Origin of the sequence: Limnospira indica PCC 8005 (genome assembly GCF_000973065.1) — a bacterium.
GTDB lineage: Bacteria > Cyanobacteriota > Cyanobacteriia > Cyanobacteriales > Microcoleaceae > Limnospira > Limnospira fusiformis.
Window position 1 is genome coordinate 3,340,765 of sequence record NZ_FO818640.1, and the last position, 21,592, is coordinate 3,362,356.

Annotated in this window: 15 protein-coding genes; 7 read left to right on the plus strand and 8 right to left on the minus strand. The window is 44.0% G+C overall.

All coding sequences use genetic code 11. The features are described 5' to 3' along the window. Positions 1-1,825 precede the first annotated feature (1,825 nt). Positions 1,826-3,901 (minus strand): cation:proton antiporter domain-containing protein, encoded by a 2,076-nt coding sequence (locus XZ46_RS14535; RefSeq protein WP_008051473.1) that lies wholly within the window; start codon positions 3,899-3,901, stop codon positions 1,826-1,828. Between the two features lie 216 nt (positions 3,902-4,117). Between XZ46_RS14535 and XZ46_RS14540 the strand changes: the two genes are divergently transcribed. Both XZ46_RS14540 and XZ46_RS14545 read left to right on the plus strand, forming a co-directional pair. Further along, entirely contained in the window at positions 4,118-5,881 is a 1,764-nt protein-coding gene (locus XZ46_RS14540; RefSeq protein WP_052584711.1) for a peptide ABC transporter substrate-binding protein, read from the plus strand. 1,133 nt (positions 5,882-7,014) lie between these two features. Further along, positions 7,015-7,854 (plus strand): hypothetical protein, encoded by an 840-nt coding sequence (locus XZ46_RS14545; protein WP_008051476.1) that lies wholly within the window; start codon positions 7,015-7,017, stop codon positions 7,852-7,854. A 90-nt stretch (positions 7,855-7,944) separates the two neighbouring features. Here XZ46_RS14545 and XZ46_RS14550 read toward each other — a convergent pair whose 3' ends face one another. Next, complete coding sequence (locus XZ46_RS14550; RefSeq protein ID WP_008051484.1) at positions 7,945-8,247, minus strand: sll1863 family stress response protein; 303 nt, start codon at positions 8,245-8,247, stop codon at positions 7,945-7,947. A 102-nt stretch (positions 8,248-8,349) separates the two neighbouring features. Beyond that, a complete protein-coding gene (locus XZ46_RS14555; RefSeq protein WP_048895103.1) occupies positions 8,350-10,368 on the minus strand; it encodes a protein kinase domain-containing protein in 2,019 nt (672 codons plus the stop codon). Between the two features lie 177 nt (positions 10,369-10,545). On the opposite strand from XZ46_RS14555, the gene XZ46_RS14560 reads away from it, so the two are divergent. Then, a complete protein-coding gene (locus tag XZ46_RS14560) occupies positions 10,546-11,328 on the plus strand; it encodes a pantothenate kinase (RefSeq protein ID WP_006668811.1) in 783 nt (260 codons plus the stop codon). Here the strand turns inward: XZ46_RS14560 and XZ46_RS14565 are convergent. The 3 genes from XZ46_RS14565 to bcp form a co-directional block, all read right to left on the minus strand. Beyond that, positions 11,308-12,180: an alpha/beta fold hydrolase gene (locus XZ46_RS14565; protein ID WP_006625142.1), complete on the minus strand. Its 873-nt coding sequence runs from the start codon at positions 12,178-12,180 to the stop codon at positions 11,308-11,310. The genes XZ46_RS14560 and XZ46_RS14565 overlap by 21 nt on opposite strands. 316 nt (positions 12,181-12,496) lie before the next feature. Then, complete coding sequence (locus tag XZ46_RS14575; protein ID WP_006625140.1) at positions 12,497-12,964, minus strand: NUDIX hydrolase; 468 nt, start codon at positions 12,962-12,964, stop codon at positions 12,497-12,499. 5 nt (positions 12,965-12,969) lie between these two features. Then, a complete protein-coding gene (bcp, locus tag XZ46_RS14580) occupies positions 12,970-13,437 on the minus strand; it encodes a thioredoxin-dependent thiol peroxidase (protein WP_006625139.1) in 468 nt (155 codons plus the stop codon). Between the two features lie 266 nt (positions 13,438-13,703). Here bcp and XZ46_RS14585 point away from each other — a divergent pair, with 266 nt between their 5' ends. Next, entirely contained in the window at positions 13,704-15,632 is a 1,929-nt protein-coding gene (locus tag XZ46_RS14585) for an N-acetylmuramoyl-L-alanine amidase (RefSeq protein WP_008051495.1), read from the plus strand. Positions 15,633-15,647: 15 nt separating this feature from the next. Here XZ46_RS14585 and XZ46_RS14590 read toward each other — a convergent pair whose 3' ends face one another. Next, entirely contained in the window at positions 15,648-16,379 is a 732-nt protein-coding gene (locus XZ46_RS14590; RefSeq protein ID WP_006625136.1) for a DUF3120 domain-containing protein, read from the minus strand. Positions 16,380-16,796: 417 nt separating this feature from the next. Between XZ46_RS14590 and XZ46_RS14595 the strand changes: the two genes are divergently transcribed. Together XZ46_RS14595 and XZ46_RS14600 are read left to right on the plus strand one after the other, a co-directional pair. Beyond that, positions 16,797-17,711, plus strand: a complete 915-nt coding sequence (locus XZ46_RS14595; RefSeq protein ID WP_008051496.1) for an undecaprenyl-diphosphate phosphatase — start codon at positions 16,797-16,799, stop codon at positions 17,709-17,711. 156 nt (positions 17,712-17,867) lie between these two features. Next, a complete protein-coding gene (locus tag XZ46_RS14600) occupies positions 17,868-19,217 on the plus strand; it encodes a TIGR03279 family radical SAM protein (RefSeq protein WP_006625134.1) in 1,350 nt (449 codons plus the stop codon). A 42-nt stretch (positions 19,218-19,259) separates the two neighbouring features. On the opposite strand, the gene XZ46_RS14605 is transcribed toward XZ46_RS14600, so the two are convergent. Then, complete coding sequence (locus XZ46_RS14605) at positions 19,260-20,222, minus strand: glycosyltransferase family 9 protein (RefSeq protein WP_006625133.1); 963 nt, start codon at positions 20,220-20,222, stop codon at positions 19,260-19,262. Between the two features lie 286 nt (positions 20,223-20,508). Here XZ46_RS14605 and ispD point away from each other — a divergent pair, with 286 nt between their 5' ends. After that, the gene (gene ispD, locus XZ46_RS14610) at positions 20,509-21,195 is read left to right on the plus strand and encodes a 2-C-methyl-D-erythritol 4-phosphate cytidylyltransferase (protein WP_008051499.1); all 687 of its coding nucleotides are present in this window, start codon (positions 20,509-20,511) and stop codon (positions 21,193-21,195) included. Positions 21,196-21,592: the final 397 nt, after the last annotated feature.

Genomic DNA, 21,592 nt, shown 5'->3' on the forward strand with positions numbered 1-21,592 from the left:
TTTCAGAAGTTCACGACACCATAGGGGTTTCGGGGAGGTTATCCGGTTATAGACACGAGATAGGCATTATCTTTAAAATATCACGCCGAATTTGGTTTTGTCAATTACTGTTAGGAAATATACCGAAAAATCACTCAATTACCCGTAGTATTTCCGATACATTTAAAAACTCTTCCTGGCGTGAGGGTTAACTCGTGAGTTGGGGGAGGTAAATTAGACGGGTGTGGCTGTAACCTTTTCCGGTAGGGGTATAGAGCGATCGCCTTTCCCCCCCCACCTTTCCCTAAATTGGTGTCGCCGCATTCCCTCTCCGACTCCTGTCAATTTCAGAAGTTCACGACAGAATCATGGTTTCCGGCAGGTTATCCAGTTATAGACACAAGATAGGCATTATCTTTAAAATATCACGCCGAATTTGGTTTTGTCAATTACTGTTAGGAAATATACCGAAAAATCACTCAATTACCCGTAGTATTTCCGATACATTTAAAAACTCTTCCTGGCGTGAGGGTTAACTCGTGAGTTGGGGGAGGTAAATTAGACGGGTGTGGCTGTAACCTTTTCCGGTAGGGGTATAGAGCGATCGCCTTTCCCCCCCCACCTTTCCCTAAATTGGTGTCGCCGCATTCCCTCTCCGACTCCTGTCAATTTCAGAAGTTCACGACAGAATCATGGTTTCCGGCAGGTTATCCAGTTATAGACACAAGATAGGCATTATCTTTAAAATATCACGCCGAATTTGGTTTTGTCAATTACTGTTAGGAAATATACCGAAAAATCACTCAATTACCCGTAGTATTTCCGATACATTTAAAAACTCTTCCTGGCGTGAGGGTTAACTCGTGAGTTGGGGGAGGTAAATTAGACGGGTGTGGCTGTAACCTTTTCCGGTAGGGGTATAGAGCGATCGCCTTTCCCCCCCCACCTTTCCCTAAATTGGTGTCGCCGCATTCCCTCTCCGACTCCTGTCAATTTCAGAAGTTCACGACAGAATCATGGTTTCCGGCAGGTTATCCAGTTATAGACACAAGATAGGCATTATCTTTAAAATATCACGCCGAATTTGGTTTTGTCAATTACTGTTAGGAAATATACCGAAAAATCACTCAATTACCCGTAGTATTTCCGATACATTTAAAAACTCTTCCTGGCGTGAGGGTTAACTCGTGAGTTGGGGGAGGTAAATTAGACGGGTGTGGCTGTAACCTTTTCCGGTAGGGGTATAGAGCGATCGCCTTTCCCCCCCCACCTTTCCCTAAATTGGTGTCGCCGCATTCCCTCTCCGACTCCTGTCAATTTCAGAAGTTCACGACAGAATCATGGTTTCCGGCAGGTTATCCAGTTATAGACACAAGATAGGCATTATCTTTAAAATATCACGCCGAATTTGGTTTTGTCAATTACTGTTAGGAAATATACCGAAAAATCACTCAATTACCCGTAGTATTTCCGATACATTTAAAAACTCTTCCTGGCGTGAGGGTTAACTCGTGAGTTGGGGGAGGTAAATTAGACGGGTGTGGCTGTAACCTTTTCCGGTAGGGGTATAGAGCGATCGCCTTTCCCCCCCCACCTTTCCCTAAATTGGTGTCGCCGCATTCCCTCTCCGACTCCTGTCAATTTCAGAAGTTCACGACAGAATCATGGTTTCCGGCAGGTTATCCAGTTATAGACACAAGATAGGCATTATCTTTAAAATATCACGCCGAATTTGGTTTTGTCAATTACTGTTAGGAAATATACCGAAAAATGGCTGAATTGTTGAGAAGATTTAAACATGATTTTGACCATTAACGAACATATCAAGAGAGAGATTTAGCAACCATTAACTAAGTTTAGGGAAATGAACGACAATAGTCGCAACATCTGAATGAGCGCGAACAATTGTTTCTGGTTCTACCAAGCCGCTTCTAGAGAATCCGAAAGCCTGATTCTCATGACTGCCGGGAGTTAATAATAACAAATCATTAGTTTTGAGCATTCGGGAAACTTTCATAATAAAATTCCCTTGTATTTGTTGAACTGGGGTATCTTTACTTAGACCGAAGGATGAAAGATTTAAATCCACGGTCAGATAATCAGTCACCAATACCAATAAGTGTAATTTCGCTTTAATTTCTTCAGCGATCGCTTTAGTTATTTCCAGAGTTTGTTTAAATTCCCAAGAGGAAATTTCCCCTTGATTGAATACCATAAATACCCTCTCCGTATTTTCCAGAGGCTGAGGGAAGCGAGTAATCAAAACTGGCACAGGTGAACGCCTGATAATCTGATCAATTACGCTACCAAAGAAATTCTCTTGATAGGTTGAATACCCCTTCCAACCGCAAATAATCAGCGTCGCGTTGCGTTCGGTGGCACTACGAACAATTCCCCTGGATATAGCTGCATCAATTCTAGCAATAGACTCAACCTTAACCGTTGCGGCGTGAGCTATCTGTTCAGCCACAGACAATAAACGGCTTTGTTTAGTTTTAGCCGAGGAAGAAATATTACCGTTTTTGTCAGAAATCACATTAAGAGGTAATAGAGTACCTTTAGATTTTTTGACCAGCAAAATCGCCAATTGTAATAGGTTATCTTCTGTGCTAGGGTTAGCGACCGGAACTAATACCCTTTCCGACCAATTGCGCTGATTGTCGCCGTCTAATTTTTCGGCTGGTTTGACTAATTTACCCCAACGATTGACTATCCAGGGAGAAGCGATACAACTAAATAAAATCATGGCAATAATACCATTAACAGTTAACTCATCTACTAATTCAATATTAAAAGCAACCGTAATCGCTGCCAGAGTCGAAGCAGCTTGAGCTACAGACAGACCAAAGCAAACCATTTTCTCTGGAAACGGCCAGCCAAAAACTTTGCCGGAAGTCCAAGCGGCTGCATACTTGCTGATAAATTCTGCCACAATCATGACTACTGCGACTAAAAGAGAGCGAGGTTCTTTGATTAAAATTAGAGGGTCAATTAACATCCCTACAGAGATTAAAAAGAAGGGAATAAATAGGGTATTGCCAATAAACTGAATCCTGTTCATTAATGGACTCAAGTTAGGGATAATAGGAGTCAGAGCAATACCAGCCAAGAAAGCGCCAATAATGGGTTCAATTTCGATGAGTTGCGCTACATAGGAAGCTACTAATAATGTGGCGACAACAAAGGTAAATTCTGCGCCTTCGTCATGACCAAATTTTCGGAAAAACCAGCGACCAATTTTGGGAACTCCCCAGAGAGATGCGAAGGTATAAATGGTTAAAGCCGGAATTAAAAATAGCCAAAATTCTAGGGTTAAATCGCCGCGATGGGCTTTGACGACAACTGCTAAAACTAATAAGGCTAACACATTGGTAATTAAGGTTCCTCCTAGGGTGGCGGTTACGGAGGAAGCACGCATAATTCCCAGACGGTTTAAGATGGGTAAAGCTAGGAGAGTATGGGAAGCAAAACAAGAGGCTACTAAGATGGCAGCTAATACACTGTAACCCAGAGCCATCATGGCTATAGTTCCCAGTATCATCGGTAATAAAAAGGTGAGTAAACCGAAGCAAAAGGCTGACTTGGCATTTAGTTTGAGGTCGTCTAAGCTGGTTTCTAAGCCTGCTAGAAACATCAAGAATAACAATCCCACAGTCCCCAATAAAACTATGGTATTATCTCTGGCAAGTAACCCTATGCCATGGGGACCAATAATAACTCCGGCTAAGATTAATCCGACAATACCAGGTAGTTTTATGCGTTCAAATACTAGGGGAGCAATGAGCATCATCCCCATAATAATTAAGAAAACCGCTACGGGGTCCTGAATGGGTTGTGATAAAATTTGCGCGAGGGGAGTGGTCAGATTAATCATGGAAAACCCATCTACGTCTGTATTGATTAAGTATCCCAAAGTATCCATGAGTTAGTTCCCGGTAGAATTGCTTAGACTTATATAAAGGGAGAAAGATGCCAAGCCTCAGCCTGTCTCGCCGATCGCCCTAAAAGAGGGATTATAAAAGGTCGGTTACATAGACTATAGACTTATAGCATAATCTTGGGATTCTGACAATCCTATTTTTAGGGAAAGTAGGTTAATCGAGAGGTGGTTAACTAAATCGGTTCGCCAAATGTGCTAATGTCTGCTACAAATTTAAGGGCGGACATTGATTACCCTAAAAATATGATTCGGCGTTTATTCCTACCTCTAGTGATTCTTTCCTGTTTCTTGTCTATCACCTTCGCAGCCTGTAGCCCCCAGGACGCGCCAACTACTCAAAATGACAAAAACCTTAAACTTCTCTATTGGCAGTCTCCTACTATCCTTAATCCTCACTTGGCGACAGGATTTAAAGACTTTGATGCGGCTAGGTTAGTGTATGAGCCTTTGGCGAGTTATGATCATAGCGATCGCCTGATTCCTCTTCTGGCGGCGGAAATTCCCAGTCGAGAAAATGGGAGTGTCGCAGCAGATGGAAAATCGGTAACTTGGAAATTGCGATCGGGTGTCACTTGGTCCGACGGCGAACCTTTCACCGCCAAAGATGTGGTTTTCACTTATGACTTTATTACTAACCCTGATGTAGGTTCATCTAGTGCTGAGGTTTACGCAGGTATTGAAACCGTAGAAGCCTTAGATGATTACACCATAAAAATCACTTTTAAAAATATTACTCCTGGTTGGTCGGTTCCTTTTACTGGTCAAAGAGGCTTAATTCTCCCAGAGCATATTTTTGCTAGTTACAATAATTCTAATATTCGGTCCGCTAGGGCGAATAATCAACCCATTGGCACGGGACCCTATAAACTGGTAAGTTTTAAACCGGGAGACTTAGCCCTTTATGAAGCTAACCCCAATTATTGGGAGCCAGATAAACCCTTTTTTGAAAGAGTAGAAATTAAAGGGGGTGGTGATGCAACCTCAGCCGCTAGAGCCGTCTTACAAACGGGAGATTTTGATTATGCTTTTAACTTACAGGTAGAAGGTCATATTCTCCAACAGTTAGCAGCCGGAGGGAAAGGCAAAATTTTGGCGAATTTTGGGTCCTATGTGGAAAGGATTATGTTTAATTTTACCAACCCTAATCAAGCTACCGCAGATGGAGAACGTTCTAGTGTTCAATTCCCCCATCCCTTTTTTAGTGATAAACGAGTCCGACAAGCCTTTGATTTGGCTATAGACCGTGATACTATAGCTAATCAACTTTATGGGAAAACAGGTCGTCCGACCGCGCAATTAATAGTTATTCCAGCCGCTTATAGATCCAATCAAATTAACTATAGCCACGACCTAGAAAAAGCTAAAACTTTGTTAGATGAAGCTGGCTGGAAAGATACTAATAATAATGGTATCCGTGACCGAGATGGATTAGAAATGCGCGTGGTGTTTCAAACATCAGTTAATCCCGTGCGCCAGAAAACTCAAGAAATCGTTAAACAGTCTTTAGAGGCGATCGGGATAAGGGTCGAATTAAAAAGCATTGACCCGGGTATCTTCTTCTCTGGCGACCCCGCCAATACCGACACCATTAATCATTTTTATGCAGACCTCCAAATGTTAACTACAGGAAATGAAAGTCCCGACCCAGGACCTCACATGAAGTGGTGGACCTGTGGGGAAATTTCCCAAAAAGAAAATAATTGGCAACGACCTAATTATGCTCGTTATTGCAACCCTCAATATGACGAAATGTGGCGAAAAGCAACCACCGAACTAGACCCAGAAAAACGAGCCTTATTATTCCGTCAAATGGATGAGTTTCTACGGGAAGATGTCGCAGTAATGCCCATTGTTGAACGTGCGACTACTACGGGAATTAGTAATACTTTAACTGGTATTGAACCCTCCCCTTGGGATGCTAATACTTGGGATATTAAAAATTGGCAGCGCCAGTCAATTTAGTTAATCTAGCGCTTCTCATCTCTATGAAATACAGCCCTCACCCCAAACCCCTCTCCCAGAAAAGGAGAGGGGCTTTGAAAAGTACCTCATCACTCCGGGAACTGCTATATCGGATATTTCCTGCTGGTAAAAAGTGGCAGCGCCAGTCAATTTAGTTAATCTAGCGCTTCTCATCTCTATGAAATACAGCCCTCACCCCAAACCCCTCTCCCAGAAAAGGAGAGGGGCTTTGAAAAGTACCTCATCACTCCGGGAACTGCTATATCGGATATTTCCTGCTGGTAAAAAGTGGCAGCGCCAGTCAATTTAGTTAATCTAGCGCTTCTCATCTCTATGAAATACAGCCCTCACCCCAAACCCCTCTCCCAGAAAAGGAGAGGGGCTTTGAAAAGTACCTCATCACTCCGGGAACTGCTATATCGGATATTTCCTGCTGGTAAAAAGTGGCAGCGCCAGTCAATTTAGTTAATCTAGCGCTTCTCATCTCTATGAAATACAGCCCTCACCCCAAACCCCTCTCCCAGAAAAGGAGAGGGGCTTTGAAAAGTACCTCATCACTCCGGGAACTGCTATATCGGATATTTCCTGCTGGTAAAAAGTGGCAGCGCCAGTCAATTTAGTTAATCTAGCGCTTCTCATCTCTATGAAATACAGCCCTCACCCCAAACCCCTCTCCCAGAAAAGGAGAGGGGCTTTGAAAAGTACCTCATCACTCCGGGAACTGCTATATCGGATATTTCCTGCTGGTAAAAAGTGGCAGCGCCAGTCAATTTAGTTAATCTAGCGCTTCTCATCTCTATGAAATACAGCCCTCACCCCAAACCCCTCTCCCAGAAAAGGAGAGGGGCTTTGAAAAGTACCTCATCACTCCGGGAACTGCTATATCGGATATTTCCTGCTGGTAAAAAGTGGCAAATATCCGGTTTAATTAGACTCAAAAATCCAGTTCGCAGATGGCAACCCCCCCCAAAAAAATGCGCGGTTTATACTGGCTGAACCCGTTTTTAAAAACCCTCAAGTGTAATTAAATGGTGACATGGGCTAAATTATTCCCCCTCCGGGGGATTGCAAATATTGGGAGAAACCAAGATAATCCCAATATGCTGTCAATGGATAATCTGAATCAAATATCAATGAAACAATTACTCTGGCTTACTGGCTTAATTTTGTTAGCACCTATGGCGTTAGTGGGGTGCGCGCCAGAAACTGAGACTGCTACTGAGACTGCTAATGAAATTGTAACTAATGGTCAGGAAGGGGGAACCTTAACCCTAATTGCAGATGCAGAAGATAGAATGCGAGAAGGGTTCGTTAGTAAAGATGGTTGGGAACTTAATTTTAATCATGCTCATGCCACTTTTAATAATATCAGAGCCTACCAAGCACAATCGCCTTTTGATCCAGATACTGACTCTCAGCCGGATTATATCACGCTTGTTGAGCTTCTCAACTCACCGACCACTGTAGATTTAGTTGGTGGAACAGAAGACACTCCCACAGTGACCACAGCCATAGCACCTCCAGGACATTACAATGCTCTTTCCTGGGAAATGGTGACGGCTACAGAGGGAGAATTTGCGGGGTCTACGCTGGTTTTAGATGGTACAGCGGAAAGAGATGGTCGCACTATCAATTTTACGATCGCTTTAAATAAACCTGTAGCTCATTTTTGCGGTGAGTATGTCGGAGATGAACGTAAAGGGTTTTTAGAAGCTAATGGGGTAGCTAAATTAGAAACAACTTTTCACTTTGACCACTTTTTTGGTCGTTCTGACCGTCCCATTGACCAATCTCCCAATGATGAGGCTATTGGTTTCCAGCCTTTTGCTAATATCGCTGAGGGAGATACTCTTAATGTTACCAGCCAAGAACTTCAACAGCTTTTGACTGAGGAAGAATATAATACCCTCGTATTTTCTGTGACTGAATTAGGTCATGTTGGCGAAGGTCATTGTCGCATTGAGCTACTTTAATTAGCTAAAGGGACACACTAGATCAGGATATGATTAACCTGATTAATGGTGTTGTCCCTGGCTTCAGTTAATCACTAAAATGACTAATCTCTAGCCGTTTAATTTCTCCCAGGCATTTTTCAAGGCAGTTTCTGCATCACTCAAAACCTTTTCAAAGCCGATTCTGATTTCTTCCCAGGCTTCCTCACCAGCCTCTTGTAACTCTTGTAGCTTCTTCGTCAGGTCATCTCGCTTGGCTTGTAGTTCCTCAATTTTCTCGTGATACTGAATAGTCGCATCTGCTTTGGCTTGTTGGCCTTTAGCTTTCATTTCATCTAGTTGAGCATTGAGTTTCTCGATTTGTGCTTTAACTTTAGCTTCGTAGGCTTTTTTGTCTTGGGTGCTAGTTGCCATAATTAAAAATGATTTGATTGCGAATAACACTTTAACTATAGCTAGTTATTGAGGTGATGACATCTACCCTCAGCTAGAGTTTCGATCTACCCCCCCCCAGAGTTAATCTTCCCGACAGCGCCAAACTAACAGTTGATGATTTTCTCCCCGACAAATTAAGGTATGACTATCTATGCCAAAAGTAATAGGACTGTATCCAGAAATCTCTGAGAGTGGCTGCTGTGATAGTCCCTGCATCTCAATTTTCCAGAGTCTAATTTTGCCATCATTGCTACCACCTGCCATAAATTTACCGTCAGGACTAATTGCTATTGAAGATATTATGGCTGGGTCTACAGTCTGTGTACTTAGTATAATTCCTTGTTGAAAATCCCAGAGTTTAATTGTGCCATCTTCACTACTACTGGCGAGAATTGTCTGGTTAGGACTGAATGCTAACGACAGGACTCCCCCTGAATGTCCGGTCAAAGTTTGCAGGCTGTGGAGTTTCCCAAATTGCCAGATTTTGATTTGTCCGTCCGCACCACCACTGGCGAATATACTGGACTGGGGATGATTAAATAAACCTTCGTGATTACCGGAATTATTGGCTGGGGAAAATGCAAAGGTGACACAAAAAACTTCCCCGGAATGTTCACACAGACGATAGAGAAGTTCCCCGTTGCGTTGATTCCATAATTTGATGGTAGCATTACCGCTACAACTGGCAATTATGTGACCGTCAGGACTGTAGGCGACGGCGTGAATTGGTCCGCAACGGTGACTATAGGGGGAACCTGAATGACTGAAAAATCTATCGGTCATGGTCCCTGTATTCAGGTTCCAACCTAGTAGGGTGCGGTCAAAACTACCACTGACTAAACGACGACCATTGGGACTAATGGCGATCGCATTTATGGCGGCTACATGACCACAAAAACGCTGGATTAATTGACCTGTATTCAGGTTCCATAGTCGGATACTTTGGTCGGCGCTACCACTAATTAATATATATCGATTCGGACTAATGGCGATCGCATTTACTGGCGCTTTGTGACCTTTCATGATGGTTTGACATTCCCAATTTGTCCCCGATATCTCTGGGTTTATCTGTCCGCTCAAATTGGCGCGTGATGTCGATAATAGTGACGGAAACACACAGGGGACAGGCGGCGGCATTCCCCAAATTGATTGATGAGTTGCTATGTGAACTGCTACCATAATCTGTAGGCTGGAAGCCGGGAGTTTTAGACTCACTGGTGGCTGTATATCCGCTAACACGGCGGCGGCTGATTGATAACGATCTTGTACTTTATCCGCCAGCATTTTATTGATAATATGCTTCAGTTGATGACTAATATGGCGATCGCTTTTCTCTAGGTGCGATTCCCAAATAAATTCTCCCTTATATGGGTCAAATAAACTCTGGGGATTTTCTCCTGTTAATAGGTGAATACAAGTTACCCCTAAACTATATAAATCACTGGCTGCATAGGCTTTCCCGCCGCGAATTTGCTCTAAGGGAGCATATCCTATGGTTCCGGTCATGGTTCCGGTTCTGGGATGTAAAATATCTATCTCGTGTTTGGCGACTCCAAAATCTACTAATACTAATTTACTGTCTAAATGTCTCCTAATAATGTTTTCTGGTTTGATATCTCTATGAATAACTTGATGGTCATGGATAAATTGAATTACGGGTAGTAAATCTAAGAGCAGTTCCCGCAATTTACCCTCCTCTAAAGGTTCCCCCAATTCTAGTTCGTCTAGGAGGTTATCTCCTTCTATATACTCCTGTATTAAATAGAGTCTGATGTTTGCTTCAAAACAGGCAAATAAATGGGGGATTTGCGGATGATTTTCTAACTCCTGTAGTCGCTTCCCTTCTTGATAAAATAGTTCCGTGGCTTTCTGAATTTGGGCGACATTCTGCTGTTGTGGAGAAAATTGTTTAATAATACAGGGGGTTTGCAGGCGGTCTTCATCAACCCCTAAAAATGTCCTACTCATACCACCACCCCCCAGACTTTTTAAGCCTCTATAACGTTGTTTCAATAACAATAATGAGCCACAGCTTGAACAGACTTGGCTTCCCAGAGGATTTACTGGATTTAAACACAGGGGGTTCAGACAGTAACTCATTAGCTTAGGAATTAGGGGGAGTTAATCTTAACTGCTAATGGATTTTACTACCCCCTAGCCACCATTCACGAAATTCTTAATGATAATTTAGCTTTTTCATCCCCCAGATAGCCGCCAGCCATTGAATGACCCCTGATTAATTATAATCATCTCATCCTATATTATCTATGTAATCCCATGATGAAATTGCGATCGCATCCCCCAAACTGGCTAGGATTAATGATTGGTAATTCCCGACTACACTGGGGGAAATTTCAGGCTGATACTTTAGTGGAAACCTGGGACACTCAACACCTTAATCAATCTCCCTTAGAAATGGGATGGTCTTGGCTTCATCAAATATCCCCTGTACCCCTATTTATAGCCTCTGTAGTGCCTGAACAAATGCAATTATGGCAAAACTACCCCCAAGCTGAAATTATCACCCTAGAGTTGTTACCATTAGGGGGATTATATCCAACTTTCGGAATAGATAGGGGTTTAGCTGTTTTAGGTGCGGGGAATCAGTTGGGTTTTCCCATATTAGTTATTGATGCAGGGACGGCATTAACTTTAACCGGAGTAAATCAAAACCGCCAATTAATAGGCGGCGCAATATTACCCGGTTTAGGATTACAGTTTTCTTCCTTATCTAATCGTACAGCCACCCTCCCACAAGTGGCTTTTCCTGAGAGTTTACCTCAAAGGTGGGGTGTGAATACATCAGAAGCGATCGCCAGTGGTATTATCCACAGCATGATAGCTGGTCTGCGGGAGTTTATAACTGCTTGGTGTCAGGAGTTCCCCCACAGTAAAATTAGCATTACAGGAGGCGATCGCATTCCTCTCATGACCTACCTTAACAGTCAATACCCAAAAATAGCTGCTTTGATTGTAGATACCCCTGAAGCTATTTTTTGGGGAATGTCAGCTATGGTCAGAGATAGAAATCTTCCCAGTTTAAATCGGGTGAGTTTGTAGAAACTGACGGATATATTCACTGACTACGGCGGGAAACTCTTGGGGGAGGTTTTCGCCGCCAGCAACCATAGAATTTAGGCTAGAATTAGGTAGGATGGAGTTCAAGGTTTCCGCCATGGCTTGAGTCATCGGTTGATCACGATTTCCTTGTAAAATTAATACGGGTATGGTTAATGAGTTTAGCTGCTCATTAAGTAATTCCCCTCGGATTTCAGCCAGACGGCGATTAAACAAAAACTGGCAGGAAATAGGCGATCGCATCATCACTTCTCGCGCTTTTAACCAATCGGCGATCGCATCCCCTTTCCCCAATAAACGGGTAAATGGATGTACCAGTTTTAGCCAAGTTGCTAAAAGGGGAGGATTTCCACATAACCACCGCATCCACCACCATTGTTTTTCGATTCCATTCACTGCTACCCCCTCTGGGGAAATTAAGACTAGACCTTTGACTTTATGCTGATAGCGAATTGCGTAACTGGCTGCTATCCATCCCCCCAGAGAATGTCCGACTAAGTGAACCTGATCTAATTTCAGCCACTCAATATATTCCGCTAAGTTTTCCACCGCCATCGTGATAGAATAGTGGATATTGGGGGATTCCGACTCACCACAACCAAGGCGATCGGGAGTATAACAATGATAGTCTGAGGATAGTTCTTCTATAATCGGCAGCCACTGACTACTATCTTGCCATGACCCATGTAGATAAACTACATCAGGACCCGCGCCAACTTCACGCCAGAATACTTGTCCCTGGGAAAGTCTCACGCGGGAATGGCGCAATGGTTGGGACAATAACGGTGTTTCCTGGGACTCAGCATAGGGAAAAGAACGTTCAAACATAGCCATATAATGAGATGCAGTATGATGAGTTGACTATTCTCGCGATGGTTAGTCATATCCCGGGATCGCAGATCATAGATGGGAATAGCCAGAAGCGAGATGATGTCATTATAGTATATATTATCAGCATTAGACCTAAAAAAATACGGTTGATAGCTTTTACCTGGCATATAATTGGCATAATTGGCAGGTATCCCAGAGGCTTAAATCCCCCAAATTTGAGGCTGTTAGGGGGGGTTAATGAGGATTATATATTGGTAAAATCTCCACCGATTATTAATAAGATATAGCCGTGTAATTAACAGTGTTCATGGTCGTAAAATTAAGCGATCGCTGTGCGACCTTGCAAGTAGTCTTGGATTTGTTGTTGATAATCATGACTAAGGTTATCCATTGGTATTTGTGTCAAGTCAAAGCCACGAACTTCCGCAATTTCTAAGGTGTCTTGAATGTGCATATTTCCGGTAACTTCTGCCGACACAAGAATACAAATAGAATGGAGTCTAGGGTCACGATGAGCGCCCGAATAAACTCCTACCAAACGCCCAAGTTTAACCAGTTCTAAACCTGTTTCCTCAGCCAGTTCTCGCTTAACAGTGGTGAGGATATCTTCACCCCAATCTATCATACCTCCAGGTAAAGCCCATTTGCCATTATCCTGGCGGCGAACCAAGATAATTTTGCCATCTGGCAATAGAGGAACGATGCTAACTCCGGTAACAGGATGGCGAAAAATAATGCCCAAAACCGTATAAACAAAACGCATCCAGCCCTTCACCAATTCTAACATATTTTCTAACCTTCCCCAGATAAATCTTGAAGAATAGTGATAGCATGACCTTCTGGCTTAACCTTGGGATAAATTTTGTGAATATAGCCATCTGGGTTAATGATGAAAGTTTGGCGATAAATACCCATAAACTCTCGACCCATGAATTTTTTTAAGCCATAACTATCATAGAGGGTGGCAACTTTACCATCCGGGTCACAGAGCAGAGGAAAAGGCAGATGGTATTTGTTGATAAACTTGGTATGAGATTTAGGGTCATCGGTGCTAATTCCGAGAACAATGATATTGTTACTTTGATAATCTGCATAGACATCGCGAAAACCGCAGGCTTCCTTAGTACAGCCAGGAGTGTGATCACGGGGGTAAAAATAGATAACCACAGTTTGACCGCGAAATTGACTGAGGGTAATCAAATTTCCGTCCTGGTCGGAGAGAGTAAAATCTGGAGCGAGATCACCAACATTTAGATTCATAGTATTAGGGGATTTCAGAGAATAATGGGGGAATGAGGGTCAAACCTTTCTGAATAGCGATCGCCACTGTCGTTAAATAATAATGGTTATGGCAATATTTAAACATCGACAATGATACCGTCACTATGGTTGACCCAAAACCTTTGTATGTTATCATGCTCTAGCCTGCTACCAGACATTGGGCTATTTTCAGGTTAAGCGTAACCCGATTAGCTAGAATGTCAGGTGTTCCATAAAAGCTCAACTACCTCCTCCACTTGTTTACCGTGTTAAGAATTGGATCCAATCTACTCCAACGCTGGTTACTCCCCAGTTTAGTAAGTGTCTTGCTGATGGCATCAGGTGCCGAAGCTGCCGAAGTTCGGTCTTGGGAATTTGAAAGTTCCCAAAATCGTCTGTCATTTACTACAGATGAAGGAGTACAGCCTACCGCGAAATTGCTCTCGAACCCGACCCGTCTGGTAATTGAACTACCAGGGACAAGTTTAGGTTCTGTGTCCGGTCAGCGTTCATCACCAGGGGGAAATATTCGTGAAATTCGTTGGGAACAAACCGATAACGAAAATGCCCGAATTATTGTAGAACTGGTAGAAGGTTATACCCTAAACCCGCAAATGGTGCAGTTTAGAGGGATTTCTGCCAGTGAGTGGATGGTACAACTACCACAACCCCAAGCTATTGGCTCATCATCACCCCCGGCTGCACTTCCGGCTCAAGCTACTGTGGTTAGCGCTACTGAAGCAGTCCAACAGCAATTTCAACAGCCAGTCCAACAACAATTTCAACAGACCGCTCAAGCTAACCCTAACCGTTCAATTCCTAACCAGCCACAAACATTTGTTGAACAAATCGAAATGCGCGATAACGGCATTGTTTTAAAGACCACAGGTCAAATGCCGCAGATTGAGTTTAAACGCTCTCAAGACCGCACTTGGATGACCTTAGATATTTTCGGCGCGAGTTTGAGGGGTGCGACCACAAGGGGGAGAGCAGTCAACCGGGAAGGCGTAGCCATAAGTCAAGTTACCCAACTTTCCACAACCCCCCCAGTGGTGCGGGTCACATTCAGTACCCCTAATACTAATCAAAATTGGGAAGCCAGAGCAGTAGCGGGAGGGGTATCAATTTGGCCCCAAGGCGGAGTTCCCCCGGCTGTGCAGGCAAGTTCGAGTATAGTTACCATTGAGTCGATTACCCTTCAAAATCAATCCTATTTCGCGGTGAGGGGTAATGGTCCTCTCAACTATACTCACGGTTGGGATGCAGAAACGGGAGCTTATGGTATTACGTTTTTCTCGGCTAGATTAGCTGACGGGGTGCGACTTCCCCAAAGAGAAGTGGGAGGACCGATTATTTGGTCTCGGTTGCGTCAGGAAGACCCAGATACTTTTACGGTGTTATTTCAACCAGCTACCAGGGTGCAGGTAGGACAGGTTAGCCAAAATAGTCCTCAAGAATTGGCTATTCCTATGGGTGTGCATTTAGCGTCTGGCGCTCCTCCCCCCAGAACTCCAGCCCCGGTAACACAACCACCTATAAATAATCCGAATCCTTTTCCGCCTCCGGCTCAAAATCGACCACCTTCGTCCCTCCCACTACCTTTTCCGCCGCCTAATCGTCCATCTCCTCAGCCTCCTGTGGGTAGAAATCCTAATGCTAGGGTATCTGTGGTTATTGACCCTGGACATGGCGGCAGTGACCCAGGAGCGGTGGGAGTTGGTGGTATTCGAGAAAAGGATGTTGTTATTTCTATTTCCCTGCAAGTTCAGCAGATTTTGGAGCAGAATGGGGTTAATGTGGTGATGACCCGCACTGACGATCGCACTATTGACCTGGAACCGCGAGTGTCATTAGCTAACCGTGTTGGGGCTGTGGCTTTTGTGAGTATCCATGCCAATGCGGCTTATCGCGCTGGTGCTACGGGTGTGGAAACTTTCTACCATCAAACTGGCTATAGCTTGGCTCAGTACATTCAAAACAGCATCCTGGCTAATTTCTCACTGCACAATCGGGGTGTGAAGCAGGCTCGGTTTTATGTCCTCAGAAATACGACTATGCCTTCGGCTTTGGTGGAGGTGGGGTTTCTCACTAATGCTAATGATGCTCGTTTGTTGGCTGACCCAGCACAAAGAACTCGCATGGCTCAGGCGATCGCTCAAGGTATTCTTCAATATCTCCGAGCCAGTGGATACTAGGCTTGACTTGCCTATTTAAGCAAAGCAGGCGGCTACTAAAAATAGGCTATCCACTAAAATGGTGCTTAAAACTGCGCCGCCAAATACCCACCACTGGGGTTCTGGGGACTGGAGGGGAAATACTCCTACTCCGAATAGGGTCATGGCTAATACTACCGCCCAGCTAATTCCCCACGGGGTTCCTGCTAGGGCGATCGCATTTTGGAATATAGGCATGGCCATTGATGGATCGACCTGCATTAATTGTCGCCAACTGGGGATTAAACCTGCTATATAAAAGTATCCGTCCGTAACGGCGGTTCCGAATAGAGACCCTAGGTAAAACCAATTGCCTACTTTACCCCATCCCCGCCACAGACACCACACCGCAAAGGGAACTCCTATCGATTCTACCGGTAAATGTAGCAGGGGTTCCCACCTCAGCCAACCCCAATATATCGACCCGGTTAACCAAGTCCAGCTAAATCCAAATAGCAAATCTCCCCATAATTCCGTTTCTTTGGTTCTCAGTAAATATAAACTTACCCCTAACCATCCCCCGGTCATGATTAGGCTCAACATTGGCCAGATTCTCACTAGGGGCGCTTGGAAAAATACTGGGACTGATACTAAAAATACGGCGATCGTAAATGGTAACCACCTTTGACTCTGTTGGGCTTTTTTGACAAATGTTGCCCAAGACCACTGCTGTACCCACAGCGGTTGAGTTGATGTCAGAATGTAGGCCAGAAGAATATTGCTAAACAAGGCTTCTTTAAGATTTGTTACTGAAGTTCATATTAATTGATGATATCACAAATATTTATCCCCCCCAGGGGCATAAATTCTACACAAAAATCAATAGTTGATTTTTTGGTCAATTATAAAAAAAAGATAAAGGGGGGTTGACAGGGGGGACGATTTGGGGTATTATATTGACATATTGTTAAATAATTGGATATTAGCAAAAATAAAAAAAAGGCATAAATCCCATTATTAATATAGTAACACAAGTGACCTCAAAAAGATATCCCATTTCCCCAATCCGCAAATTTTTTAACATTTCTTAATATTTGTTACAAAACTTAACAAAACTCTGTTAATTGACGAGAGGATGTTAAATTGGTCCAGTGCGTAGAAGTGTAAATTTCAGATCTAGAGTTAATGAGACAATTCCCCACAATCATGGATTTCCAGAGTCTTCCGGTCTATATGGCAGATTTAGTCACGCCAGGAATGGGAGAAATTGAAGTAGAATCGCAGATGACGTTATTCCAGGCGATTATTTTAGGGATAGTCCAGGGACTAACGGAATTTATCCCGATTAGTAGCAGCGCCCATTTAAAAATAGTTCCGATGGCACTAGGATGGGGAGATCCTGGGGTAGCATTTACGGCTATTATTCAATTGGGGAGCATGGTGGCGATTTTCTCGTTTTTCTGGTCTGATCTGAAAAAGGTAGTATTGGGGGCGATAGATGCGATCGCTAAATCGGATTACCAGTCGGTAGATTTTCGTATGGCTTTGGGAATTGGTTTGGGAACTCTACCGATTGTGTTTTTTGGGTTACTGATTAAATTATTTATACCCGATTACGATAGTTCACCTCTGCGGAGTACAGTGGCGATCGCGATCGCTTCGATTGTGATGGCCAGCCTATTGGCGATCGCGGAAAAACTAGGAAGCCGAAAGCGAGACTTTGACCATCTGAATGCTAAGGACGGGGTACTGATGGGTTTGGCGCAAACCTTAGCGCTGATACCGGGTGTATCCCGGTCAGGTTCCACCATAACCGCCGGGTTATTTATGGGACTAGAAAGGGGAACCGCCGCCCGATTTTCGTTTTTATTAGGAATTCCGGCGATTACCCTAGCAGGGTTGGTAGAATTAAAAGACTTCTTAGAGGCTGGAATAGACGACATTAGTACAGCGGCGTTAGTAGTGGGTTTAATTTCGTCAACCATATTTTCCTACCTATCTATCGCCTGGTTAATCCGTTATCTGCAAACCAGTAGTACATGGCTGTTTGTGTGGTATAGACTAGCTTTTGGTGTGGCGATTTTAACGGCAGTGGTAGGCGGCGCTTTGGAGAATATTTAATATAGAATAGGGAGAGGGCGATCGCGATCGGGGGAAGTTCCGCTAGTTCCTCCCAGGCGGGCCAGAAGATTAAGAAACCAACCCGTCCTACCTCACCAGGGAATTAATGGATAATTGATTGTGGTAGGGTATTATCTGTGAGGTTGAGATGGCAGTATGAGTGTATCTTCTATCCGTCCGGCGCTAATTACTGAGGTGTTACCGGACTCCATTGGGGCTGATGTGGGTTTTGAACCCGGAGATGCGATCGTGTCCATTAATGGAACTCGTCCCCGCGATTTAATCGATTATCAATTCCTGTGTGCGGATGAGTTTCTGGAAATTGAAGTGATTGACAGTCAGGGAAAAACCCATCATATTGAGCTAGAAAAAGACTATGACGAGAGCCTAGGTTTAGAGTTTGAAACCGCCCTATTTGATGGTTTAATTCAGTGCAATAACCGCTGTCCTTTTTGCTTTATAGACCAGCAACCGCCTGGAAAAAGAGGTTCTCTTTACTTAAAAGATGATGATTATCGCCTGAGTTTTCTCTATGGTTCTTATCTAACCTTAACTAATTTACCTCAATCTGAGTGGGATAGAATTGCTCAGATGAGAATTTCGCCTCTGTATGTTTCCGTCCATGCCACCGAGCCAGAAGTGAGAAGTTTGCTGCTGAAAAATAAGCGAGCAGGTCAGATTTTAGAGCAGTTAAAATGGTTTCAAAAGCACCGTTTACAAATTCATGCTCAAGTGGTGGTTTGTCCGGGGATAAATGATGGTGTTCACCTAGAAAAAACTTTACTAGATTTGGCGGAATTTCACCGGGGAGATATTCCGGCGGTGGCTTCGGTGGCGGTGGTTCCGGTGGGGTTAACTCGTTTTCGACCCCCGGAAGATCAACTGATTTCGGTAAGCCAGGAAAAGGCGAGGGAGGTGATTAAGCAAGTGCAAAACCTCCAGGATAAATTCAAGCAAGAATTGGGGTCAACTTGTGTGTGGTTGGCGGATGAATGGTTTTTAATCGCCCGTGAGGAGTTACCACCAGAGTCTGATTATGAGGACTATCCGCAAATTGGTAATGGGGTGGGGTCTATTCGTAAGTTTTTAAGGGAATTTGAGACGGCTTTTGAGAGGGTGAAATGGGAAACTGGGAATGGTGTGGCTAGTCCTCGGCGCTGGACTTGGGTGGTGGGGAATGCTGTAGAATTGGCGTTTAAGCCTATTGTCGCCCGGTTGAATGGGGTGGAAGGGTTAAGGGTGGAAATGGTGGCTTTGGCTAGTGATTATTGGGGACAGGAAATAACTGTAACGGGGTTGTTGACGGGTCAGGATTTAATCGCGGGACTCCAAGGACGAGATTTGGGTGATGGGGTTTTGCTTCCGTCTTTAATGTTGAAAACTGGGGATACTCGCTTTTTGGATGATTTGACTGTGGCGGAAGTAGAGGCGACTTTGCAGACTAAAATTGTAACTGTAAATGGGGTTGATGAATTGTTGGCGATCGCCTCAAATCTGACACACTGAAAGCCAGAAGCCTCAGCGTGTCGAGTTGGTCCACAAAAAAACCTAATTTCCCCAAATCCGCTTTAAGACTTCATCAGGGGAGATATCAGCCATTTTTCCGGTGGGAGATTTGACAGCGATCGCCCTTTCGCTGGGGGGGAGTAATTTATGAGGATCAGTAGGACCAAATAAAGCAATGGTATAAGTACCAACGGCGATCGCCAAGTGCATGGGGGCGCTATCGGTACAAACCATAAGATTAGCAGCAGCGATCATCGCCGCGAGTTTACCAATATCCTCTGGTTGTGTCAACTTAACTTGAGGACAACGCTGGGTTATTTGAGTAATCAGGGCTTGATCTTCAGGTCCTTCGACCAAAACCACAGGTAGGTTAGGCTGTCGCTGTTGGATATCCTCAATAATCTTCTGCCAGCTTTCAACCGGGTAAATTTTATCAATGCCCTTATTAATAGCCATCTGACTAGACCCGCCATGAATAAGGATATAGCCACTTTCCTTAACTCCGAGGCTTTCCTGTTCCCTATCAGCCCAAGCCAAGTCCGACTTAGGGACATTAATCTGTAATCCGCTAAAGGGGGTGATAATGTCTAGGCCCTGCAATAAATCATGGTACATCTGGGCTGCATACTGTTCAGTTTTGAGGGGGACAGCATCGGTGAGAAAGATTTCTCCGCTACTCCCTGCATAACCGACGCGGTTAGGTATTCCCGTCAGCCACAGCAACAGCCCTACAGTCCATCGTTGTCCGAGGGAGATCACTACATCATATTCTCGGTCACGGACAATGCCAATCAAATTACCCCAGTCGGCGAGACTATTGCGCCCTTTAAAATCATAGGGGATAACTTTGGATACTGACTTACAGACGCGGTAAGCAGTTTGGGCCCTAGGTTCGGTCACTACGGAAATTTGGGCATGGGGATAGGCTTGCTTTAAATCGTCTAGGGTAGGGAAAAACAGAATTTGGTCGCCAATCCCACCTGGGACAAGGGCTAGTATTTTCATTTTAATTAATAGAGTTAATCTACTTATCAGCTTAATTCTAAATGAAGACAGTTCGGAAAACCATAGAAAAATATCTCAGGTTTACTGGGCGGGGGTTAACCTGAGTGGGTGAAGTAGGGGGGAATAATTTTTGGGCAGCGCCACAGCCTGTATGCCATGGCTGAAAGGGATGGAAATTGGTTTTAGAAGAATAATTAAAGAGGGCGCGAGATGAGCATCGAATGGTTTGCCTATTCTCAGTGACGCTCTATAATACTATCACCAAAAACAAAAGACTTAGGTAATCATGTATTTACTAATTCCCGCCGCCGGAAGTGGACGGCGTATGGGGGCAAGCTGTAACAAATTGCTACTGAAATTATTGGACAGATCCCTACTTGGTTGGACTCTAGCTAGTGCCGGGGCATCTAAATCGATTATTTGGATTGGTATTATCGGACAAACTGCTGATTTCCCGGATTTTAAGGCGATCGTAGACGAGGTTTCCCTGAATCTACCCATAAAGTTCATTATTGGGGGAGAAACCCGTCAGGAGTCGGTTTATAACGGCTTACAAGCTCTTCCCCCTGAAGCCGACCGGGTTTTAATCCACGACGGCGCGAGATGTTTAGCGACCCCCGATTTATTCGATCGCTGTACGAAGGCTCTGGAATCGGTATCTGGTTTGATTGCCGCTATTCCAGTCAAGGATACCATCAAAATAGTAGATGGTAATAATTTTATCCAGGATACTCCCGATCGCCGTCAATTATGGGCCGCCCAAACTCCCCAAGGTTTTGAAGTTCCACTACTGAGGGAATGTCACGAAAAAGGCCGTCATCTGGGTTGGGACGTTACTGATGATGCGGCGCTGTTTGAACGTTGTGGTCTTCCGGTTCAGGTGGTGGAGGGGGAGGAAACTAATCTGAAAGTTACTACTCCTGTAGATTTACAGATTGCTGAGTTTATCCTCCGGGAAAGGTTGGCTAAATAATGTTAAGGTGACATAAATTTATAATTATTAAGTTAACTGTTGTTTCGGCTCTCTTCAAGGAATTGATGGGTTGCTCTTGTTCATCACAAGACCAACCTAACGGCACCCATTGGTAGACTTGACAAAACCACCCTGAACATAGTATATAATTATCAGAAGATTCGCGCTAAGTAGCGAGTATTAGTTGTAGCAGTAGTGTAATCAGTTGCTGGATTCGGATCTCTGATAACTGCCCATTATGGTACTGAATGGGTTAAAAGCAACAGAAAAAACTTAATTAGCTTCAATTTAAAATGGGTTTTCTTCTTTTTCAACCCTCTTATGGAGTATGGAATTATGTACTGTGAAATCCTGAGTACGCTTTACGTCAAATCTAATGGAGACATTCCCTGCGATG